Below are 18,050 nucleotides of genomic sequence, written 5' to 3' on the forward strand. Positions count from 1 at the left end.
GGCACCTACCAGGAGGAGATTCATGGCTGTCTACACCCTTCCCGACCTCCCCTATGACTACAGCGCCCTCGAGCCGCACATCAGCGGCAAGATCATGGAGCTGCACCACGACAAGCACCACGCGACGTACGTGGCGGGCTCCAACACGGCGCTGGAGAAGCTCGCCGAGGCCCGGGACTCCGGCGACCTCGCCGCGGTGAACCTGCACGAGAAGAACCTGGCGTTCAACCTCGGCGGGCACATCAACCACACCATCTTCTGGAACAACCTCTCCCCCAGCGGCGGCGGCGAGCCCGAGGGCGAGGTCGCCGAGGCCATCAAGGACTCCTTCGGCGACTTCGAGAAGTTCAAGAACCACTTCACCGCCAACGCCACGGCGATCCAGGGCTCCGGCTGGTCCGTGCTCGCCTACGACTCCGTCTCCGGGCGGCTGGTCATCTTCCAGATGTTCGACCAGCAGAACAACGTGCCGGTCGGCACCATCCCGCTGCTGCAGCTGGACATGTGGGAGCACGCGTTCTACCTGGACTACCTCAACGTCAAGGCGGACTACGTCAAGGCGTTCTGGAACATCGTGAACTGGCAGGACGTCGCCGCCCGCCTGAGCAAGGCCACGACGCAGGCGTCTGGCCTGATCGTCCCCGCCTGATCGATCCGGCGGACCGGCCGGGCGCGCGCACCTCGTGATGGCGCCCGCCCGTGACGACGTCAGCAAGGCCCCCGGGAGCGATCCTGGGGGCCTTGCCGCACCCAGATGGCGGGACGGCCGGGCACGGCCGGTTCGCCGCTTCCCGGGGCTCGTACGGCTCGTACAGCTCGTACGGCTCGTACGGCTCGTACGGCTCGTACGACACATATCGGGCTCGTGCGCTCGTCGGGGGCCGCGGCCCCGCGGCCCGCGCTCCCTCCGTCGGACCATCGCAGCTCCCTGCCGGGCGTGGGGCGTACGCGCGAGCCGGGGTCCGACGACGCCGTCGCCGCCCCAGGGGCACGGCGGCCCCGCCCCGCGGACGCCGGGACCGTCCGTCGCCGGCGGCGCTGACCCCGGGACCGTCCACCGCCGCCGGAGGGGCCCCAGGATGCACGAAGGTCCCCGGGCGTACGCCCGGGGACCTTCGGAGTGCGGCCGACGCGTCAGTGCGCGTGCAGGCCGCGGGAGAACTCGGTGAGCTGACCCGCCACGGCCACCAGCGCGATGATCGCGCCGATGCCGGTGAGCCACCAGCCGATCGCCACACCGAGGAACGCGATGGCGACGCCCACGCCCATGACGAACGGCCACCAGCTGTGCGGGGCGAACGTGCCGACGTCACCGGCGCGCTCCTCGATGTCCGCCGTGGGGTTGTCCTCCGGACGCGGGGAGACCCGGCGCGCCGTCAGCCACATGTAGCCGCCCGCCAGGGCGAACATGCCGCCGAGGAGGAAGAAGCCCACGGTGCCGACCGGCTCCCACTCCGCGACGTACCCGTAGACGATGCCGAGCGGCACGAAGAAGAGCACACCGGCGCTGAGCAGCCACGCCTCCACCCGCATGGGCTTGGTCTGCTCCTGCTGGGCGTGGCCGCCCGCGTGATCCTTGCTCATCGGACCCCTCCCTCGTCGCCCTGACGGCGCTGGACGCGCTCCTCGATCACCGTGGCACGGCCCTCACGCTCCGCGCCGGCGTAGACCGCGTCGAGCACGTCGCGGTTCGGCTCGGCGTGGTCGAGCGCCGCGACCTCGGGGTGGTGCAGGTCGAACGCGGGCCGCTCGGAGCGGATGCGGGGCAGCTGGGTGAAGTTGTGCCGCGGGAAGGGCGAGGCGGTCGCCCACTCGAGCGACTGGCCGAAGCCCCACGGGTCGTCGACGAAGACCGTGCGCGGGCCGCGCTGGGTCTTGTAGACGTTCCACAGGAACGGCAGCGTGGACGCCGCGAGGATGACCGACCCGATCGTGGAGATCTGGTGGTACAGGGTGAACCCGTCCTCGGGCATGTAGTCCGGGTACCGGCGGGGCATGCCCTGCGCCCCGAGCCAGTGCTGGATGAGGAACGTGGCGTGGAAGCCGATGAACAGCAGCCAGAACTGGATCTTGCCGAGCCTCTCGTCGAGCATGCGGCCGGTGAACTTCGGCCACCAGAAGTAGAAACCCGCGTACATCGCGAAGACCACGGTGCCGAAGACGACGTAGTGGAAGTGGGCGACGATGAAGTAGCTGTCGTGGATCTGGAAGTCCATCGCCGGGCTGGACATGATGATGCCCGTCAGCCCGCCGAAGAGGAATGTCACCAGGAAGCCGAGCGTGTACAGCATCGGCGTCTCGAAGGTGAGCTTGCCGCGCCACATGGTGCCGATCCAGTTGAAGAACTTCACGCCCGTCGGCACGGCGATCGTCATGGTCATCAGCGAGAAGAAGTCCAGCATGACGCCGCCGGTGGTGAACATGTGGTGTGCCCACACGGTCACCGACAGGGCCGCGATGGCGATGGTGGCGTAGACGAGGCCCTTGTAGCCGAAGATCGGCTTGCGGGAGAAGACCGGGATGATCTCGGAGACGATGCCGAAGAACGGCAGCGCGATGATGTACACCTCGGGGTGGCCGAAGAACCAGAACAGGTGCTGGAAGAGCATCGACCCGCCGGCGTCCGGGTTGTAGATCTGGCCGCCCAGCACGCGGTCGAAGGCCAGGCCGAACAGCGCCGCCGCCAGCACCGGGAACGCCATGAGCGCCAGGATCGACGTGATGAGGATGTTCCAGGTGAAGATCGGCATCCGGAACATCGTCATGCCCGGGGCGCGCATGGTGATGATCGTGGCGATGAAGTTGACGGAGCCGAAGATGGTGCCGAAGCCGGTCATCGCCAGGCCGAGGACCCACAGGTCACCGCCCAGGCCCGGGGAGAAGGTCTCGCTCGACAGCGGGGTGTAAGCGGTCCAGCCGAAGGACGCCGCGCCCTTGGGGGTGAGGAACCCGCCGATGGTGATGAGACCGCCCAGCACGTAGAGCCAGTAGGCGAACATGTTCAGCCGCGGGAAGGCCACGTCCGGCGCGCCGATCTGCACCGGCACGAGGATGTTGCCGAAGGCCACGAACAGCGGCGTCGCGAACAGCAGCATCATGATCGTGCCGTGCATGGTGAACAGCTGGTTGTACTGCTCCTTGGACTGCAGGAGCATGCCCGGCTCGAACAGCTCGGCCCTGATGAGCAGGGCCAGCACGCCGCCGATCATGAAGAAGAGGAACGACGTGATCAGGTACATGTACCCGATCGTCTTGTGGTCCGTGGAGGTCATCCACGAGACCAGGATCTTGCCCAGGCTCTGCTTCTGGGGGCGAAGCCCCGGCACGATCTCCGGGCGGGCCTCGATGGTGGCCGCCATCAGTGCTGACTCCCTTCGCGGGGGTTGGCCCCGGCAACGTTGTACTGGCGGTTGAGCTCGTCACCCAGGCGGCCGGTCTGGCCCGCCTGCCGCAGCTCGTTCATCTTGTTGTCGAAGGTGGCACGGTCGACGACCGCGACGTTGAAGAGCATCTCGGAGTGGAACTCGCCGCAGAGCTCGGCGCACTTACCCGAGTAGACGCCCTCCTTCTGCGGGGTCACCTGGAAGTGGTTCTCCCGCCCGGGGATGGCGTCGAGCTTGTAGAGGAACGCCGGGATCCAGAACGAGTGCGCGACGTCGCGGGACTTGATCGTGAACTCCACGTTCTCGTTGACCGGCAGGTAGAGCGTGGGCAGGGTCTCCTCCACCCCCGGCTTACCGGTGAGGGCCACCCGCTCGCCGGAGAAGTGCGTGTCCTCGGTGAGGTAGTTGAAGTCCCAGCTCCACTGCTTGCCGTAGACCTCGATCTGCTGGTCGGGCTTGGCGCTGACGTCCGTCACCGCGCCCTGCACCCGGCTGGAGAAGAAGAACAGCGTCCCGATCATGAGGATCGGCACCACCGTGTACATCAGCTCCAGCGGCACGTGGTAGCGCAGCTGCACGGGCAGCTGGTTGTCGTTCTTGCGCTTGCGGTAGGCGATGACGCACCAGATCGTCAGGCCCCACACGAGGACGCCGACGGCGAGGGCGGCGATCCAGGACCCGTTCCACAGGTCGATGACCGCCGCGGTGTGGTTGGTCAGGCCCCGCTCGCTCGGGAGGAAGCCGACGTCGACGCCCTTGCCCGGTTCGCTCGGGAACTGGTTCGCAGGGGCGCAGGCGGCGGCGACGAGCGCCACCCCTACGGCGAGGACCAGGGAGCGCCCGAGGCGCTTGCCCTGGTTGAGAGACGGTGATCGCACGGGATCTGACCTTCCGACGCGGTGCTGTGGTACTGGTGGGTCGGCCTCCGGGACCCGGCGCGCGTGGGCGCGCGCAGCAAGTCCCAGGACCAACGTCCTTCGGGCTCACACTACCGGGGTTTCGCGCCTGGTCGCGCCCGCCACGACGCGGATGGGACGGCGGTGTTGACGAATCGTCAGATAGATCCAGCCGGTTCGTCCCCGATTGTCCGGTTCCGACGGGAGAGCCACGACGGCCCCGTCCCCGCGACGCGGGGACGGGGCCGAGCAGGGTCGGGCGTGTCGACTCACCCGGGGGTCGGGCGTGTCGACTCACCCGGGGCCGAGCGGCACCGGGCTTGTCGGCGCCCCCGGAACCGGGCGACCGGACCCGGCGCCAGCGCGCCCGCCGGGTGGCGCGCCGGCTACTTGGTGGCCGGGACGGGGACGACGCCGACGATGTCGACGACGCCGGCGAACGCCGGGGCGGCGCTGGCGCTGGCCGAGCCCTCGGTGGCGGGCAGCTGGAGCACGACCCGAGAGCCCACCGGCACGCCGACCAGCTGGTCGAAGATGCCGCCGGCGCCCACCTTCACCTCGTCCGTCGGCCCCGACGTCTTCCAGGTCGAGTTCGACACGCTGTTGTCCCAGGCGGTCTCGGCGAGCTGGAGCAGCATGGTGGTGCCGGGCGTCTCCGGGACGGCCTCGCCGGTGCCCGTGGCGATTACGGTGGCGGTGGGCTTGGTCGGCTCGGGCGCGCCGTCCTTGACGCGCACCTCCGCCGGCGCGCCGAGGTTGCCGGTGATCTCCACGGGCAGGTCCGGCGCCGGCTCGACCGGCTTCGCGTCGGCCTGGCCCGCCGCGTTCTTGCCGTAGGCCTCGACGACGTCGACGACGAAGACGAGGCTCGAGCCGCCGGGGATGTCCTGCCCGGCACCCTGCTCGCCGTAGCCCAGGTCGGGCGGGATGGAGAGCAGCACCCGGTCGCCCACGTGCGTGCCGGTCAGGCCCTGCTTCCAGCCCTTGATGACGGCGTTGAGGCTGAAGCCCGCGGGCGCGCCGCGGTCGAAGGAGCTGTCGAAGGCCTTGTCGACGTCCCACACCTGGCCCTTGTAGTTCGCCACCACGTAGTCGTCGGCGCCGACCTCGGCGCCGTCACCGGCATGAAGCACCTCGACCTTGAGGTCGGCCGGCGCCCCGGTGCCCGGGAAGGTGATCTTCGGGTCCTCGCCGAACGCGCCCTCCACCGTGGGCAGCTCGGTGCCGGCCGGCGTCGCCGCCGCGGAGGCGCTCTCCGACGCCGAGGCGCTCGGCTCGGGCGTCGAGCTGCCGGAGCACCCGGCGAGCGTGAGGGCCGCGGCGACGGCGAGCGAGGTCAGGACGGCAGAGCGACGGCGCACAGGATCTCCAGTCGGGTTCGGGTGGTGCTCCCGGGCGGTCCCGGGCATGGCTGCGGCCCCGCACCGGTGGTCCGGCACGGGGCCGCGGGACGACGACTGACGCCGGTCAGTCGATCAGTGGAAGGAGTCGCCGCAGGCGCAGGAGCCGGTGGCGTTGGGGTTGTCGATCGTGAAGCCCTGCTTCTCGATGGTGTCCGCGAAGTCGATGGTGGCGCCCTCGAGGTAAGGCACGCTCATGCGGTCCACGACGACCTCCACGCCGCCGAAGTCGCGGATGGCGTCCCCGTCGAGCAGGCGCTCGTCGAAGTACAGCTGGTAGATCAGGCCCGAGCAGCCGCCCGGCTGCACGGCCACCCGCAGGCGAAGGTCGTCGCGGCCCTCCTGCTCGAGCAGCGTCTTGACCTTGTTCGCCGCGACGTCGGTCAGCTCCACGCCGTGGGTGGCGACCTCGGTGGTCTCGCTCATTCGTCTCTCCGCTTCGTCGATGGACGTCTCGACAAGTCGAACCATGCCCGGGACGGCCTTGTTCCGCCAGCGTACGTCCTTGGCCAGCAATGTACGTCCTCCGGCCCCGTTCGTGCACGGATCCCGCGGGTGGCGGGGGCCACGGCGGCGGGACCGCGGACGTCAGGTCGACCAGGTGCGGGCGAGGCGCGCCGCGCGCTCCTCCAGCCGCGCCACCGGCGTCACCGGGCCCGGCGCGGGCCGCCCCCGCCGGCGCTCGACCAGCGCGTAGGTCCCGCTCACGCCGATCTGGGCGACCTCGTGGCGGCTGGTCTCGACCGCCTCGGCCACGGCGACCACCGGCACCCCCCGCACCAGCGCCAGCCGGCCCACCGTGGCCGGGACCGAGGCGGTCAGGGCGGCGGCGTCGAGCACGGAGGTCCCGGTGACGACGAGGTCCGCCTCGCTCACCCGTGCGGCGAGCCCGACGGCGTCGGCGACGACCTCCGCGCCGGGCAGGGCGCGGGCGCCGAGCAGGCGCAGCGCGAACGCCGCGCCGCCCCCGGCGCCGCTGCCCTCCTGGCGGGCCAGCCGGGTCCGTGCCGGTTCGCCCGTGCCACCGGCGAGGGCGAGCGCGGGGCGCGCCACGGCGACGTCGGCCGCCGCCCGCTCGAGCACGGCGGCGCCGTGCCCGACGGCGCGCTCGAGCTCTTGCGCCGTCGCCGGGCCCACCGCGGGGTCCTGGCCGAGCAGCGCGCCGGCCCCGTGCAGGCCGAGGAGCGGGACGTCGTTCGCCAGCGCGAGCACGAGGTCGACCCCGCCCAGCGCGGCGCGGACCGCGGGCACCGCTTCGGCGGGCACGGGCGGCAGCGTGGCCAGCGCCGTCCCGCCCCGGTCGAAGCCGTCAGGGAACCCGCCCACGCCGAGCGCGCGGGCCAGGCCGGCGAGCAGCCCTGCGCCGGCGTCGTGCACGGCCGCGGCGGCGAGGCCGACGACCACCCGGCCCGCCCCGGTGCGCACCGCGGCGGCCAGCAGCGCGCCCAGTCCGGCGCTGGTGCCGGTGGTGGCCGCGGCGCGCCGGTCCGGCTCGGCCACCAGGTGGCGGCCGAGCACCTGGTCGGCCTCGACGTAGGCGGTGCCGCCGCCGGCGCCGGGCACGTGCAGCACCGCGGCGGGCACCGGCTCGCCGAGCGGGCCCGGCACGGTCGCGGGCACGAGCGTGCCACCGCGGGCGGCCGCGACGACGTCGAGGAACCCGGCGGCGCCGTCGGACATCGGCGCCTCGACGAGGTCGTCGTCCGGCGCCCCCGCAGCCCACCCGCGGGCCAGCGCCCGCGCGGCGGCGACCGCCGTCAGGGCGCCGGAGAAGCGGTCCGGCGCCAGGAGCACCCGCACGCTCAGACCTGGCGGGCCAGCTTGGCCAGCAGCAGCGCCTCGGCCAGCACGACCTTCTCCAGCTCGCCCAGGTGCACGGACTCGTCCTCGCTGTGCGCCCGGGAGTCCGGGTCCTCCACGCCGGTGACGAGGATCTTCGCCTGTGGGAAGACCTCCTGGAGCTCGGAGATGAACGGGATGGACCCGCCCACGCCGATGTCGACCGGCTCACGGCCCCAGGCCTGGTGGAAGGCCCACCGGGCGCTGCGCATCTCCTCGGTGTCCTCCGTGGCGTCGAAGGCCTGGCCCCGCTCCCCCGGGGTCACGGTCACCTGGGCGCCGAAGGGCGCGTGAGCCACCAGGTGCTCGTGCAGCAGCCGCTCCGCCTCGGCCGGGTCCTGCCCCGGCGCGATGCGCATGGACAGCTTGGCCCGGCAGACCGGCGCGATGGTGTTCGACGAGTGCGCCACGCTGGTGGCGTCCAGGCCGATGACGGCGATCGCCGGCTTGGTCCACATCCGGGCCGCGAGCGGGCCGGTGCCGGCCAGGCGGTAGCCCTCGACGACGGAGGCGTCGGCGCGCAGCTCCTCCTCCGGGTAGTCCACGTCGGCGTGCTCGCGGGCGGCCAGGCGGCTCATCAGGGTGACGTTGCCGTCGTCGTCGTGCAGGGTGGCGACCAGGCGGCTCATCAGGGTGACGGCGTCGAGGACCGGGCCGCCGAACATCCCGGAGTGCACCGCGTGACCGAGCACGCGGACCTCGACCTCGCAGTCCACCAGGCCGCGCAGGGAGGTCGTCAGCGCCGGGACGCCGACCTTCCAGTTGTTGGAGTCGGCCACGACGATGACGTCGGCGGCCAGGCGGTCGCGGTAGGCGTGGAGGAACGGGGTGAAGGTCGGCGAGCCGATCTCCTCCTCCCCCTCGACGAAGACCGTCAGCCCCACGCCGAGGTCCTCGCCGAGGACCCGCAGCGCGCCGACGTGCGCCATGATCCCGGCCTTGTCGTCCGCGGCACCGCGGCCGTAGAGGCGCTCGCCGCGCTGGACCGGCTCGAAGGGGTCGGAGGTCCACCCCGCGGCCTCCCCCGGCGGCTGGACGTCGTGGTGGGCGTACAGCAGGACGGTGGGGGCGCCTTCGGGGCCGGCCCGGTGGGCGACGACGGCGGGGCGGCCGCGCCCGCCGTCCGGCAGCTCGACCTCGAGCACGTCCACCTGGGCCATGCCGGCGTCGCGCAGCAGGTGGGCGACCCGCTCGGCGCTGGCGCGCACGTGCGCCTGGTCGAAGGCGGGCGAGGACACGCTCGGGATGCGCACGAGGTCCTCGAGGTCGGCGCGCACCTGGGGAAAGGCCTCGCGGGTGCGCCGGGCAAGCTCGTCGACGGTGGTCACGGCGCCGAGGTTACCCGGGGGCGGGCGGCCCACCGCGGTCACGGCACCGACGGGGCGGGCGGCCCGGCGGCTCCTGGCCCGAGGGAGGGCCGCGCTCGCCTATCCTGCTGGGGTGATCGGACGACGCAAGAGCACCCCCACCGAGCCCGAGCCCTCCGTCGAGGAAACGCGGAGCGGCAAGGGGCGCCCCACGCCGAAGCGCAAGGACGCCGAGGCGCAGAACCGACGTCCCCTCGTCGTCAACGACCGCAAGGAGGCCAAGCGCCGCGCCCGCGAGGTGCGCAACGAGGCCTACGCGCGCCAGCGGCAGGCCATGATCACCGGCGACGAGCGCTACCTGCCGGTGCGGGACAAGGGCCCGATCCGCCGCTACGCCCGCGAGTACGTCGACGCGCGGTGGTCCATCGCGGAGTTCTTCATGCCCTTCGCCCTGCTGATGATCGTGGCGATGATGTTCGTGAGCCGCTTCCCGCAGTTCGCCGAGGTCATGGTCCTGGGCATGTACGCGGTGCTGCTCGTCGCGATCGCCGACTCGCTCATCCTGGTGTTCTTCCTCAAGCGCCGGCTCCGCGCGAAGTTCGGCGACAAGGACATCCCGCCGTGGACGGGCTTCTACGCCTTCGGGCGCAGCTTCTACTGGCGGCGCCTGCGCCAGCCCAAGCCGCAGGTCAAGCGGGGCCAGTACCCGTCCTGACCGGCGCTCACCGCACCGTCGGCCGGGCACCGGGCACCGGGCCCGGCGCTCCCCTAGCATCGGGAACATGGTCAGCCACCGCTTCCTGGGCCGCTCGGGGCTGAAGGTCTCGGAGATCATCTACGGGAACTGGCTGACCCACGGCTCCCAGGTCGACCGGGACGCCGCCACCGCCTGCGTGCACGCCGCCCTCGACGCCGGCATCACCACCTTCGACACCGCCGACGTCTACGCGAACGGCAAGGCCGAGAAGGTGCTGGCCAAGGCCCTCAAGGGGCAGCGCCGGGAGTCGCTCGAGATCCTCACCAAGGTCTACTGGCCCACCGGCCCGGGCGGCCCGAACGACTCCGGCCTCTCCCGCAAGCACATCATGGAGTCCATCGACGCCTCCCTGCGGCGGCTGGGCACCGACCACGTCGACGTCTACCAGGCGCACCGCTACGACGTCGAGACGCCCATCGAGGAGACGATGCAGGCCTTCGCCGACGTCGTGCGCCAGGGCAAGGCGCTGTACGTCGGGGTCTCGGAGTGGACGGCCGAGCAGCTGCGCTACGCCCACGACCTCTCGCGCGACCTCGGCTTTCAGGTCGTCTCCTCCCAGCCGCAGTACTCCATGCTCTGGCGCGTCATCGAGGCGGAGGTCGTGCCGACCGCGCGCGACCTGGGGATGTCCCAGATCGTCTTCTCCCCCGTCGCCCAGGGGGTGCTCAGCGGCAAGTACCGTCCCGGCCAGGCGCCGCCGAAGGGCTCGCGGGCCACGGACCGCAAGGGCGGGGCGCGGTTCATCTCCCGCTTCCTCGACGACGACGAGCTCGTCACCCGCGTGCAGGGCCTGCGGCCGATCGCCGCCGAGCTGGGCCTGACCATGGCCCAGCTCGCCGTCGCCTGGGTGCTCCAGCGCGAGAACGTGACCGCGGCGATCATCGGCGCCTCGCGCCCGGAGCAGGTGGCGGAGAACGCCGCGGCGGCCGGAGTGTCGATCCCGGGCGAGGCCATGACCCGCATCGACGAGGTGCTGGGCGACAAGGTGGTCCGCGACCCCCGGCTGACGTGGGAGAACGCCCCGCACCGCCGCCCCACCTGACGCCGCCCTCCGGCTGCCGCGCTCGCCGCTCGCGGATGCGCTCGGCGCCGTGAGGGGCCGAACGGCCCGCGCGCTACCGGCGGGCGGCCAGTGCCCGGTTGACCCGGCCGGGCCAGGCCGGCCCCTGGTAGATGAACGCCGAGTAGGCCTGGAGCAGGTCGGCGCCGGCGTCGAGCATCGCGTCGGCGTCGGCCACCGAGGCGATCCCGCCGACGCCGATGATGACCGGCCCCTCCCCCAGGCGGTCGCGCAGGCGGCGCACGACGGCGAGGGCACGGTCGCGCAGCGGCTCACCGGACAGCCCGCCGGGGCCCAGGTCGTGCGCGATGGTGGTGTTCGTGGCGACCACCCCGGCGAGCCCGAGCTCGAGGGCGAGGTCGGCGACGGCGTCGAGGTCGGCGTCGGCCAGGTCCGGCGCGATCTTGACGAGCAGCGGGACGCGCCGCCCGGCCGCCTCGTCGGCCGCGGCCTGCACCGCCGCGAGGATCGGGCGCAGCGCGTCGACGGCCTGGAGGTCGCGCAGGCCCGGGGTGTTGGGCGAGGAGACGTTGACGACGAGGTAGTCCGCCCAGCGGGCCACCGCCCGGGCGCTGGTGACGTAGTCGTCCACCGCGTCGGCCAGCGGGGTGACCTTGCTCTTGCCGATGTTCGCGCCGACCACCACCGCGCGCCCGCGGCGGGTGGCGCGCAGGCGGCGCAGCTCCTCCCCCGCCGCGGCGGCGCCCCGGTTGTTGAAGCCCATGCGGTTGCGCAGCGCCCGCAGGTCCACGTGCCGCCACAGCCGCGGGCGCTCGTTGCCCGGCTGGGCGAGCGCGGTGACGGTGCCCACCTCGACGAAGCCGAACCCGAGCATGTCCATGCCGAGCACCGTGTCGGCGTCCTTGTCCATGCCCGCGGCCAGGCCGAGGCGACCCGGGACCGCCCGGGCCAGCGGGCCGCCGTCCGCCGCGGGCGGGACCGGCGAGGCCGGGCGCCGGCCGAGGGTGGCGCGCACCGCGTCGGACAGCACCGGCACGTGGCTCACGGTGCGGATGAGGCGCATCGCCAGCCGGTGGGCGGTCTCGGGGTCCAGGCGCACGGCGACGGCGCGGAAGAGAAGGGGGTACACCCCGCGAGCCTATCGGCGGCCCCCGACGGGGCGGCGCGGCGTCCGGGGCTCGGCGGCGCAGCGCCGCGAGACGCCCGGCCGGTGCGGGCAGGCACGAGGCCCGCCTCCGCCTGCCGGCGGGACGGGCCTTCGCATTCCCTGGGTGTCGCTCAGCCGGCGGTGCGGGCGGCGCGCCGGCGGGCGAGCTCGTCCTCGACGTCCGGGAGGGGCTCGTCGTGCGCCCGCTCGGTGGGCAGCTGGGACAGCTCGCCCTCGACCTCGCGCCACACGCGGCCGACCGCGATGCCGAAGACGCCCTGGCCACCCTGGACGAGGTCGATGACCTCGTCGGCGGAGGTGCACTCGTACACCGAGGCGCCGTCGCTCATGAGGGTGATCTGCGCGAGGTCGTCGACGCCGCGCTCGTGCAGGTGCGTGATGGCCGTCCGGATCTGCTGCAGGGAGACGCCGGTGTCGAGCAGGCGCTTGACGACCTTCAGGACGAGGATGTCGCGGAAGCTGTACAGCCGCTGGCTGCCCGAGCCCTTCGCGCCGCGGATGCTGGGCTCGACGAGGCCGGTACGGGCCCAGTAGTCGAGCTGGCGGTAGGTGATGCCGGCCGCGCGGCAGGCCGTCGGCCCCCGGTAGCCGGTGTCCTGGTCGAGGTCCGGGAGCGTGTCGCCGAACAGCATGCCCTGGGCGCGCTGGGGGACGCCGGGGACGGCGTCGGCCGTCGCATCAGTGCCGCTCACAGGGATCTCCATTCGTCGCTGTCCGTCGTCATTCACCGGAATCTCGCCCCCATTGAGGATACTCGTGCCCGGCTTTCCGACGAGCCCCACGCTAGGGCCCGCCCCTGGGGAGGTCAACGAGGCTCGCCCGGAGTCGGGCCGGCGTGTCGGACCCGGCGTGTCTTGACCTCAACCTCAGGTTGAGCCACATCACATCGGACCTCGAGCCTCAGGTTTCCTCGGGGCCCTCGCCGGGGTCTTCCGGCCCGGCGGCGTCCTCGCCCGAACTGCCCCCCTCGGACGCGTCCGGCGCCCGGTGCCGGGGGCCCTTCTCGGGGCCGGCCCCTGCCTGCCCGCCCGGCTCGGGCTGACTGCCGGGGTTCTGGAAGTCCTCCGGCTCGACACCCTCGAGGAAGACGCGGAACTCCTCCAGCACCTCCGGCGAGGCCTCGGCGGCGGCCGGCGGCGTCCCGGACGCGGCGCCGGCCTCGCGGGTCTCGGAGGCGTCGAGCCCGGCGTCCTCCACCGGCACCCCGGCCAGGGCCAGCAGGCTCTCCTCGCAGAGCACCGGGCAGTGGGCACGCAGCGCGATCGCGATCGCGTCGGACGGCCGCGCGTCGACGACGGACCCGTTCCCCAGGACCAGCTCGGCGTGGAAGATGCCGTGGAGGACGTGGGTCACCCGCACCTCCACCACCCGCACCCCGAGCTTGTCGAGGATGGACACGAGCAGGTCGTGGGTGAGCGGGCGCGGCGGGACGAGCCCGGCCTGCGCCGAGGCGATCGCGGCACCCTCCCGCGGGCCGATGACGATGGGCAGCACCAGGTCGCCTCCCGGCTCGCCGAGCACCACGACCACCTCGTTGCCGGGCACGCTCACCCGCACGCCGAGGACCACCATCTCGCGCATGCGGCAACCGTACGTCGCCCCGGGTCGGGCCGCGCCCGGAACCGGCGGGGCCGGGCACGTCAGCCCAGCTGGTCCACCGCGGTGCGCAGCAGCTCGGCGTGCAGGCGCGCGTAGAGCTCGGCCAGCTCGGCCGCCTGGGCGGCGCTGCGCTCGCGCGCGGCACCCGAGCGCTGGGCCCGGAGCGGGGCGACGACCTGGTCGATGAGGTCGGCCTCGCGCTCGGCGCTGGTACGTACGGTGCGCAGGTGACGCGGGCTGAACCCGAACCGGGCCAGCGCCAGCACGGCCTGGACGACCTGCACCGCCCGGCCGGGGAAGCGCCCGCGGGTGTCGGCCAGGACGAGCCCGGCCTGCGCCATCTCGTCGACCTCGCTCTCGGTGGCGCCGGTCAGCTCGCAGATCTCCGCGGCGCTCACCCGGGCCCCCGGGGCCGGGACGACGAGCTCGCCGTCGCGGGTGACGACGCGCGCCCGGCCGGGCTGCTCCACCGAGCGGCCGGCGTCGAGGTCGGCGAGCTGGTCGCGGATGACCCGCAGCGGCAGGTAGCTGTCGCGCTGGGCGGTCAGGGCGTACCGGATCCGCTCGGCGTCCGCACGTGAGTACATGCGGTAGCCGGACCCGCTGCGGTGCGGCGCGACCAGGCCCTGCTCCTCGAGGAAGCGCAGCTTGGAGATGGTCACCGCCGGGAATTCCGGCTTGAGCGCGGCCAGCACGCCACCGATGCTCATGGACGGCTCGTGGGAGACCCCGGGCGGCCAGGAGACCGGGCCGTCGTCGCGCCCCTCCCTCGCCGCCTGCTCCGCCGCGTCGTCGGGCTCGCGCGCCTGGCGGCGCTGCGCGGCGGGGCTCACCTGGCGTCCGCGCCCGCCGCCGGCCTGGCGCCCCGCTTGGGACTCGGGTGGTAGGTGAGGCGGTACTTGCCGATCTGCACCTCGTCGCCGGCGCGGAGCGTCACGGAGTCGATCCGCTCGCGGTTGACGTACGTGCCGTTGAGGCTGCCGACGTCGCGCACGGCGAACCCGCCGCCCTCGACCGCGAGGAACTCGGCGTGCTTGCGCGAGACGGTGACGTCGTCGAGGAAGATGTCCGAGCTGGGGTGCCGGCCGGCGGTGGTGCGCTCGGCGTCGAGCAGGAAGCGCGCGCCCGCGTTCGGCCCGCGCTGGACGATCAGCAGCGCCGACGCCGGCGGCAGGGCCTCGACGGCGGCGGCGTCGTCGACGCCCATCCCCTGAGCCGTGAGCTCGGTGTCGGCCTCGTAGCCCACCGCGCCGAAGCGGGCGGTGCTGGTGACATCCGGGCGGTCGGGCTGCTCCGGGGTGCTGGTCATCTGCCTGCCTCCTGGGGTCGCGCGGTAGGGCGCACTCGGTCACGCCCGCTGTTGCTGGTGTCCACTCTAGAGGGCTGAGCGCCGCGGACGGCACCGCGTCCTCACTCGTCGTCCTTCGACGGCACCGGTGTGGCGTGCTTCGGGGCCTCGAGCTCGCGCACGGCGGTGATCTCCAGATCGTCCGATTCGGTCAGCTGAGCCTTCCCGCCGGCGTTGCGCACGGAGGCGAGGGCGCCGCCCGGGATGTCGAGGGCGACCGAGATCGTGTGGGGGTCCCCGATGGCGGTCCACTCGTAGGGCGGTCGCACGGTGGTGCCGTCGACGACGACGCCGGCGCCCGAGGCGTCGAGCATCCAGCTGCTGGCCGTCAGCCGCTGGCCGGAGAGCTCCACCGCCTCGGCGCCGGAGTTGCGCAGCTCCTCGAGGATCTTCAGGAGGTTCTGGGCGCGGACCTCCCCCGAGGGGTCCTGGATCATCACCCGCACCCCGGAACCCTGGACCGGAAGGGTGCCGGCGAGAACACCCTGCACCCGCGCCTGCTCGGCCGCCGCCTTCGCCGCGGCCTCCCGCGAGCTGGTGCTGGAGCGAAGCTCGGCGAGGTCGGAGCGCAGCTGCTCCTGCTCCTGGTCGAGCTCGTGGTTGCGGCGGGTGAGCTCGTCGAGGAGGCGGACGAGGTCGTCCTGGCGCATGCCGGACAGCGCGTCGTCGTGGGTCTGGCGGATCTGGGTCACGACGCCGAAGCCCAGCGCCGCGCAGAGCACGGCCACGAGCACGTGGGTGGCCTTCGCCCGGGGCCGGAGCAGGTCCCGCCAGCCGGGCCGTGGCGTCGCCGTCTCTCCAGCCGCCGCCGCCGCCTCGGCAGACGATTCGGGCGCGTGATCGGCCCCCGGGTGCGTCTCCTCACGGGCGGCGGGCGTCACCTCGGGTGCTGTGCGGGCCTCGGTGCGCGCCGGGGGCGTGTCCTCGCAGGCGACGGGCGCCGCGGTCTCTGCCGCGGGCGCGGGCGTCCCGGCCGTGGGCGCCGCGGGCGCGGGCGACTCAGCCGCGGGCGCCGCGGTCTCTGCCGCGGGCGCCGCGGGCTCTGCCGCGGGCGCGGCCGTATCAGCCGCGCGCGCCGGCGCCTCAGCCGCGGGCGCCTCGGCGCGTGCCTCGGGCAGCTCCTCGCCCGTCGCGGGTGGCTTCGTGGTGGGCTCGGCCGTCTTCTGATCGGGCTTCTGATCGGCCGCAGACGCCTTCTTCCGATCCGACGACGCGTTCCCGGACGCGGCCCGGGGCGCGGCCGGCTTCTTGCCTGGCGCGGACGGCTTGCCCGCCCGTGGCTTCTTGGTGGAGGGCGGCCGGCGCGCGGTGCCGTTCTGGTCGGAGGAGGTCATGCTCACGCTCGGAAGATGTGCCGGCGGATGGAGGCGGCGTTGGAGAAGATGCGGATGCCCAGGACGACCACGACCGCCGTCGACAGCTGCGTGCCCACGCCCAGCTGATCGCCCAGGAAGACGATGAACGCGGCGATGAGCACGTTGAAGACGAAGGAGACGACGAAGACCCGGTCGTTGAAGACGCCGTCGAGATGGGCGCGGACGGCGCCGAACAGGGCGTCGAGCGCGGCGATGAGGGCGATGGGCAGGTAGGGCTGGAGGCCCACGGGCACGGTCGGTTCGAGCAGGATCCCCGCGACGACTCCGATCACGAGACCGATGACCGCCAGCATCAGCTCACCTCTTCCTGCGGCGCCGGCCCGGTGCCGCGCTCGCCGTCAGACCCTGGCACACCGGGGCTCGCCGGTGCGACTTTCGCTCGGCCCTCGACCGGAACCGCCGCGTGCAGCGACCGCGCCTGCCGGCCGGCGAGCTCGAGGTCGTCCGCCCGCCGGATCTCGACGCTGATGTCGTACGTCTCGCGCAGCACGCTGAGGTGCGTGGCCGCCGCCGTGCGGGACAGGTTGGTCTGCAGGCCGTTCGGGTCCCCGATGACCTCGATGCGATACGGGGACACGATCGGCTCGAGGTTGACCAGCACCGCCTGCCCGGCCGTCCGGATGGCGCTCGTCATGCCCAGTCGCTGCCCGTTGATCGCGATCGCCTCGGCGCCGGAGGCCCACAGGGCGTTGACCACCACCTGCAGGTCGACGTCCTTCACCCGCTGGTCGTCCGTCCCCGGCTCGCCCTGCTGGGCGGCGGCCGAGTCGGTCAGCTCGACGACGACGCCCTTCCCGTGCACCGGCGTCTGGCCGGAGACCACCCCGAGCTCCTCGGCACGATCGAGCACCGCCTCGTCGACCCCGGCCAGCGCGTCGCGCTGGAGCCGATCGACCTCGGCAAGGGCCCGGGCGTTCTCCGCGCTCAGCGCGTCCCCCTCCGCCCGGCGCTGCCCGATCTCCTCGACGAGCAGGCTGCGGGCGCTGTCGGTCTGGACCTGCGGGCGCAGCTCCCGGGCGGACCACACCGCCCCCGCACCGATGACGGCGCACGCCGCCACCACCGCGACGCGCTGCCACCCGCGCAGCGGCGCGCTCGGCTGGGCGCCTCGGGTCTGCTCCGCCCACTGGCGGTACCCGGCGTCGAGAGGGTTGTCGAGCACCTCGCGCAGAAGGGACATGGACTCGTCGGGCCGCCGCGGCCGCGCCGCGGCCGGCGGGGGCGTCGGCGCGCCGGAGCTCCCGCGCGCGTCGTCCGCGCCGGCACCGGAGCCCGGGCGCGCGTCGTCATGCGCGCTGGCGCCGTCGGGGGTGGGGGCGCCGTCGTCGGTCGGGCTCATCGGGCGGCTGCCTCCCGGCGGTCCGCCCGCACGATGCGCACCACCTGCTCGACGTACAGCACGGCGGCGAACCAGTACAGGCCGACCCCCCACAGGGCGCTGGCCCAGCCGAACGTCCACGCCACCGTGCCGACGACGCCCGGCACGTTGGCGAGGAGCAGCAGCGGGAAGGCGTACATGAGCGCGAAGGTGCCCGCCTTGCCGGCCAGGTGCACCGGCAGCGGGCCGTAGCCGTGACGCATGAGGATCGGCAGGGTGCCGGCCAGCACCAGCTCCCGGGCGGCGATGACGACGACGAGCCACCACGGCACCAGGTCGCGCCAGCCCAGCCCGACCAGGGTGACGAAGATGTACAGCCGGTCGGCGGCCGGGTCGAGCAGCTGGCCCAGGCGGCTGGTCTGGTGGAAGCGGCGGGCGATGACGCCGTCGAGCCAGTCGCTGACGCCGGCGACGACGAGCACGACGAGCGCCGCGAGATCGCGCTCGGTGAAGATCAGCACACCGAAGACGGGCACGAGCAGCAGCCGGGTGCCGGAGATCACGTTGGGCAGCGTCCAGATCCGGCCCGACGGCGCCGTCGGCGCGGTCGGGTCCTCTGCCTGCGTGCTCACCGCCCC

Annotated in this window: 19 protein-coding genes; 3 read left to right on the plus strand and 16 right to left on the minus strand. The window is 73.4% G+C overall.

What is annotated here, in order from left to right; translation table 11 throughout:
• Positions 1 to 22 precede the first annotated feature (22 nt).
• On the plus strand, positions 23 to 649 hold the full coding sequence (locus GD880_RS08805; RefSeq protein ID WP_152231252.1) for a superoxide dismutase: 627 nt from the start codon (positions 23 to 25) through the stop codon (positions 647 to 649).
• Positions 650 to 1,134: 485 nt separating this feature from the next.
• On the opposite strand, the gene GD880_RS08810 is transcribed toward GD880_RS08805, so the two are convergent.
• From GD880_RS08810 to GD880_RS08840, 7 genes are all read right to left on the minus strand, one after another.
• Positions 1,135 to 1,584 (minus strand): cytochrome c oxidase subunit 4, encoded by a 450-nt coding sequence (locus tag GD880_RS08810; protein ID WP_226909494.1) that lies wholly within the window; start codon positions 1,582 to 1,584, stop codon positions 1,135 to 1,137.
• The gene (ctaD, locus tag GD880_RS08815; protein ID WP_152231253.1) at positions 1,581 to 3,359 is read right to left on the minus strand and encodes an aa3-type cytochrome oxidase subunit I; all 1,779 of its coding nucleotides are present in this window, start codon (positions 3,357 to 3,359) and stop codon (positions 1,581 to 1,583) included. The genes GD880_RS08810 and ctaD overlap by 4 nt, the downstream gene beginning before the upstream one ends.
• Positions 3,359 to 4,261, minus strand: coding sequence for an aa3-type cytochrome oxidase subunit II (gene ctaC, locus GD880_RS08820; protein ID WP_226909495.1), 903 nt, complete (start codon positions 4,259 to 4,261; stop codon positions 3,359 to 3,361). The genes ctaD and ctaC overlap by 1 nt, the downstream gene beginning before the upstream one ends.
• A 404-nt stretch (positions 4,262 to 4,665) precedes the next feature.
• Positions 4,666 to 5,640, minus strand: coding sequence for an FKBP-type peptidyl-prolyl cis-trans isomerase (locus GD880_RS21100; RefSeq protein WP_152231254.1), 975 nt, complete (start codon positions 5,638 to 5,640; stop codon positions 4,666 to 4,668).
• Between the two features lie 114 nt (positions 5,641 to 5,754).
• Positions 5,755 to 6,105, minus strand: a complete 351-nt coding sequence (gene erpA / locus GD880_RS08830; RefSeq protein WP_152231255.1) for an iron-sulfur cluster insertion protein ErpA — start codon at positions 6,103 to 6,105, stop codon at positions 5,755 to 5,757.
• Between the two features lie 162 nt (positions 6,106 to 6,267).
• Positions 6,268 to 7,479, minus strand: a complete 1,212-nt coding sequence (locus GD880_RS08835; protein WP_193314432.1) for a glycerate kinase — start codon at positions 7,477 to 7,479, stop codon at positions 6,268 to 6,270.
• Positions 7,480 to 7,481: 2 nt separating this feature from the next.
• Positions 7,482 to 8,846: a dipeptidase gene (locus tag GD880_RS08840; RefSeq protein ID WP_152231257.1), complete on the minus strand. Its 1,365-nt coding sequence runs from the start codon at positions 8,844 to 8,846 to the stop codon at positions 7,482 to 7,484.
• Between the two features lie 112 nt (positions 8,847 to 8,958).
• Between GD880_RS08840 and GD880_RS08845 the strand changes: the two genes are divergently transcribed.
• Together GD880_RS08845 and GD880_RS08850 are read left to right on the plus strand one after the other, a co-directional pair.
• Positions 8,959 to 9,540 (plus strand): DUF3043 domain-containing protein, encoded by a 582-nt coding sequence (locus GD880_RS08845; protein ID WP_226909496.1) that lies wholly within the window; start codon positions 8,959 to 8,961, stop codon positions 9,538 to 9,540.
• 67 nt (positions 9,541 to 9,607) lie between these two features.
• Positions 9,608 to 10,624, plus strand: coding sequence for an aldo/keto reductase family protein (locus GD880_RS08850; RefSeq protein WP_152231259.1), 1,017 nt, complete (start codon positions 9,608 to 9,610; stop codon positions 10,622 to 10,624).
• Between the two features lie 73 nt (positions 10,625 to 10,697).
• On the opposite strand, the gene GD880_RS08855 is transcribed toward GD880_RS08850, so the two are convergent.
• The 9 genes from GD880_RS08855 to GD880_RS08895 all read right to left on the minus strand — a co-directional run bounded on the left by GD880_RS08855 (position 10,698) and on the right by GD880_RS08895 (position 18,044).
• Positions 10,698 to 11,732: a quinone-dependent dihydroorotate dehydrogenase gene (locus GD880_RS08855; RefSeq protein ID WP_152231260.1), complete on the minus strand. Its 1,035-nt coding sequence runs from the start codon at positions 11,730 to 11,732 to the stop codon at positions 10,698 to 10,700.
• A 149-nt stretch (positions 11,733 to 11,881) separates the two neighbouring features.
• Positions 11,882 to 12,403, minus strand: a complete 522-nt coding sequence (locus GD880_RS08860; RefSeq protein ID WP_226909515.1) for a MerR family transcriptional regulator — start codon at positions 12,401 to 12,403, stop codon at positions 11,882 to 11,884.
• A gap of 268 nt (positions 12,404 to 12,671) precedes the next feature.
• Entirely contained in the window at positions 12,672 to 13,352 is a 681-nt protein-coding gene (locus tag GD880_RS08865; protein WP_226909497.1) for a bifunctional nuclease family protein, read from the minus strand.
• Positions 13,353 to 13,411: 59 nt separating this feature from the next.
• The gene (gene ftsR / locus GD880_RS08870) at positions 13,412 to 14,203 is read right to left on the minus strand and encodes a transcriptional regulator FtsR (RefSeq protein ID WP_193314433.1); all 792 of its coding nucleotides are present in this window, start codon (positions 14,201 to 14,203) and stop codon (positions 13,412 to 13,414) included.
• Positions 14,200 to 14,679 carry an FHA domain-containing protein gene (locus GD880_RS08875; RefSeq protein ID WP_152200508.1) on the minus strand — a complete coding sequence of 160 codons (480 nt, stop codon included), beginning with the start codon at positions 14,677 to 14,679 and terminating at the stop codon, positions 14,200 to 14,202. The genes ftsR and GD880_RS08875 overlap by 4 nt, the downstream gene beginning before the upstream one ends.
• A gap of 101 nt (positions 14,680 to 14,780) precedes the next feature.
• Entirely contained in the window at positions 14,781 to 15,446 is a 666-nt protein-coding gene (locus tag GD880_RS08880) for a DUF881 domain-containing protein (RefSeq protein WP_152231262.1), read from the minus strand.
• Between the two features lie 608 nt (positions 15,447 to 16,054).
• On the minus strand, positions 16,055 to 16,387 hold the full coding sequence (locus tag GD880_RS08885; RefSeq protein ID WP_152231263.1) for a small basic family protein: 333 nt from the start codon (positions 16,385 to 16,387) through the stop codon (positions 16,055 to 16,057).
• Positions 16,387 to 17,433, minus strand: a complete 1,047-nt coding sequence (locus GD880_RS08890; RefSeq protein WP_152231264.1) for a DUF881 domain-containing protein — start codon at positions 17,431 to 17,433, stop codon at positions 16,387 to 16,389. The genes GD880_RS08885 and GD880_RS08890 overlap by 1 nt, the downstream gene beginning before the upstream one ends.
• Positions 17,430 to 18,044, minus strand: a complete 615-nt coding sequence (locus GD880_RS08895; RefSeq protein WP_226909498.1) for a CDP-alcohol phosphatidyltransferase family protein — start codon at positions 18,042 to 18,044, stop codon at positions 17,430 to 17,432. Before GD880_RS08895 ends, GD880_RS08890 begins: the two co-directional genes overlap by 4 nt.
• Positions 18,045 to 18,050: the final 6 nt, after the last annotated feature.

This window comes from Georgenia ruanii, from assembly GCF_009193175.1.
Taxonomy (GTDB): Bacteria; Actinomycetota; Actinomycetes; order Actinomycetales; family Actinomycetaceae; genus Georgenia; species Georgenia ruanii.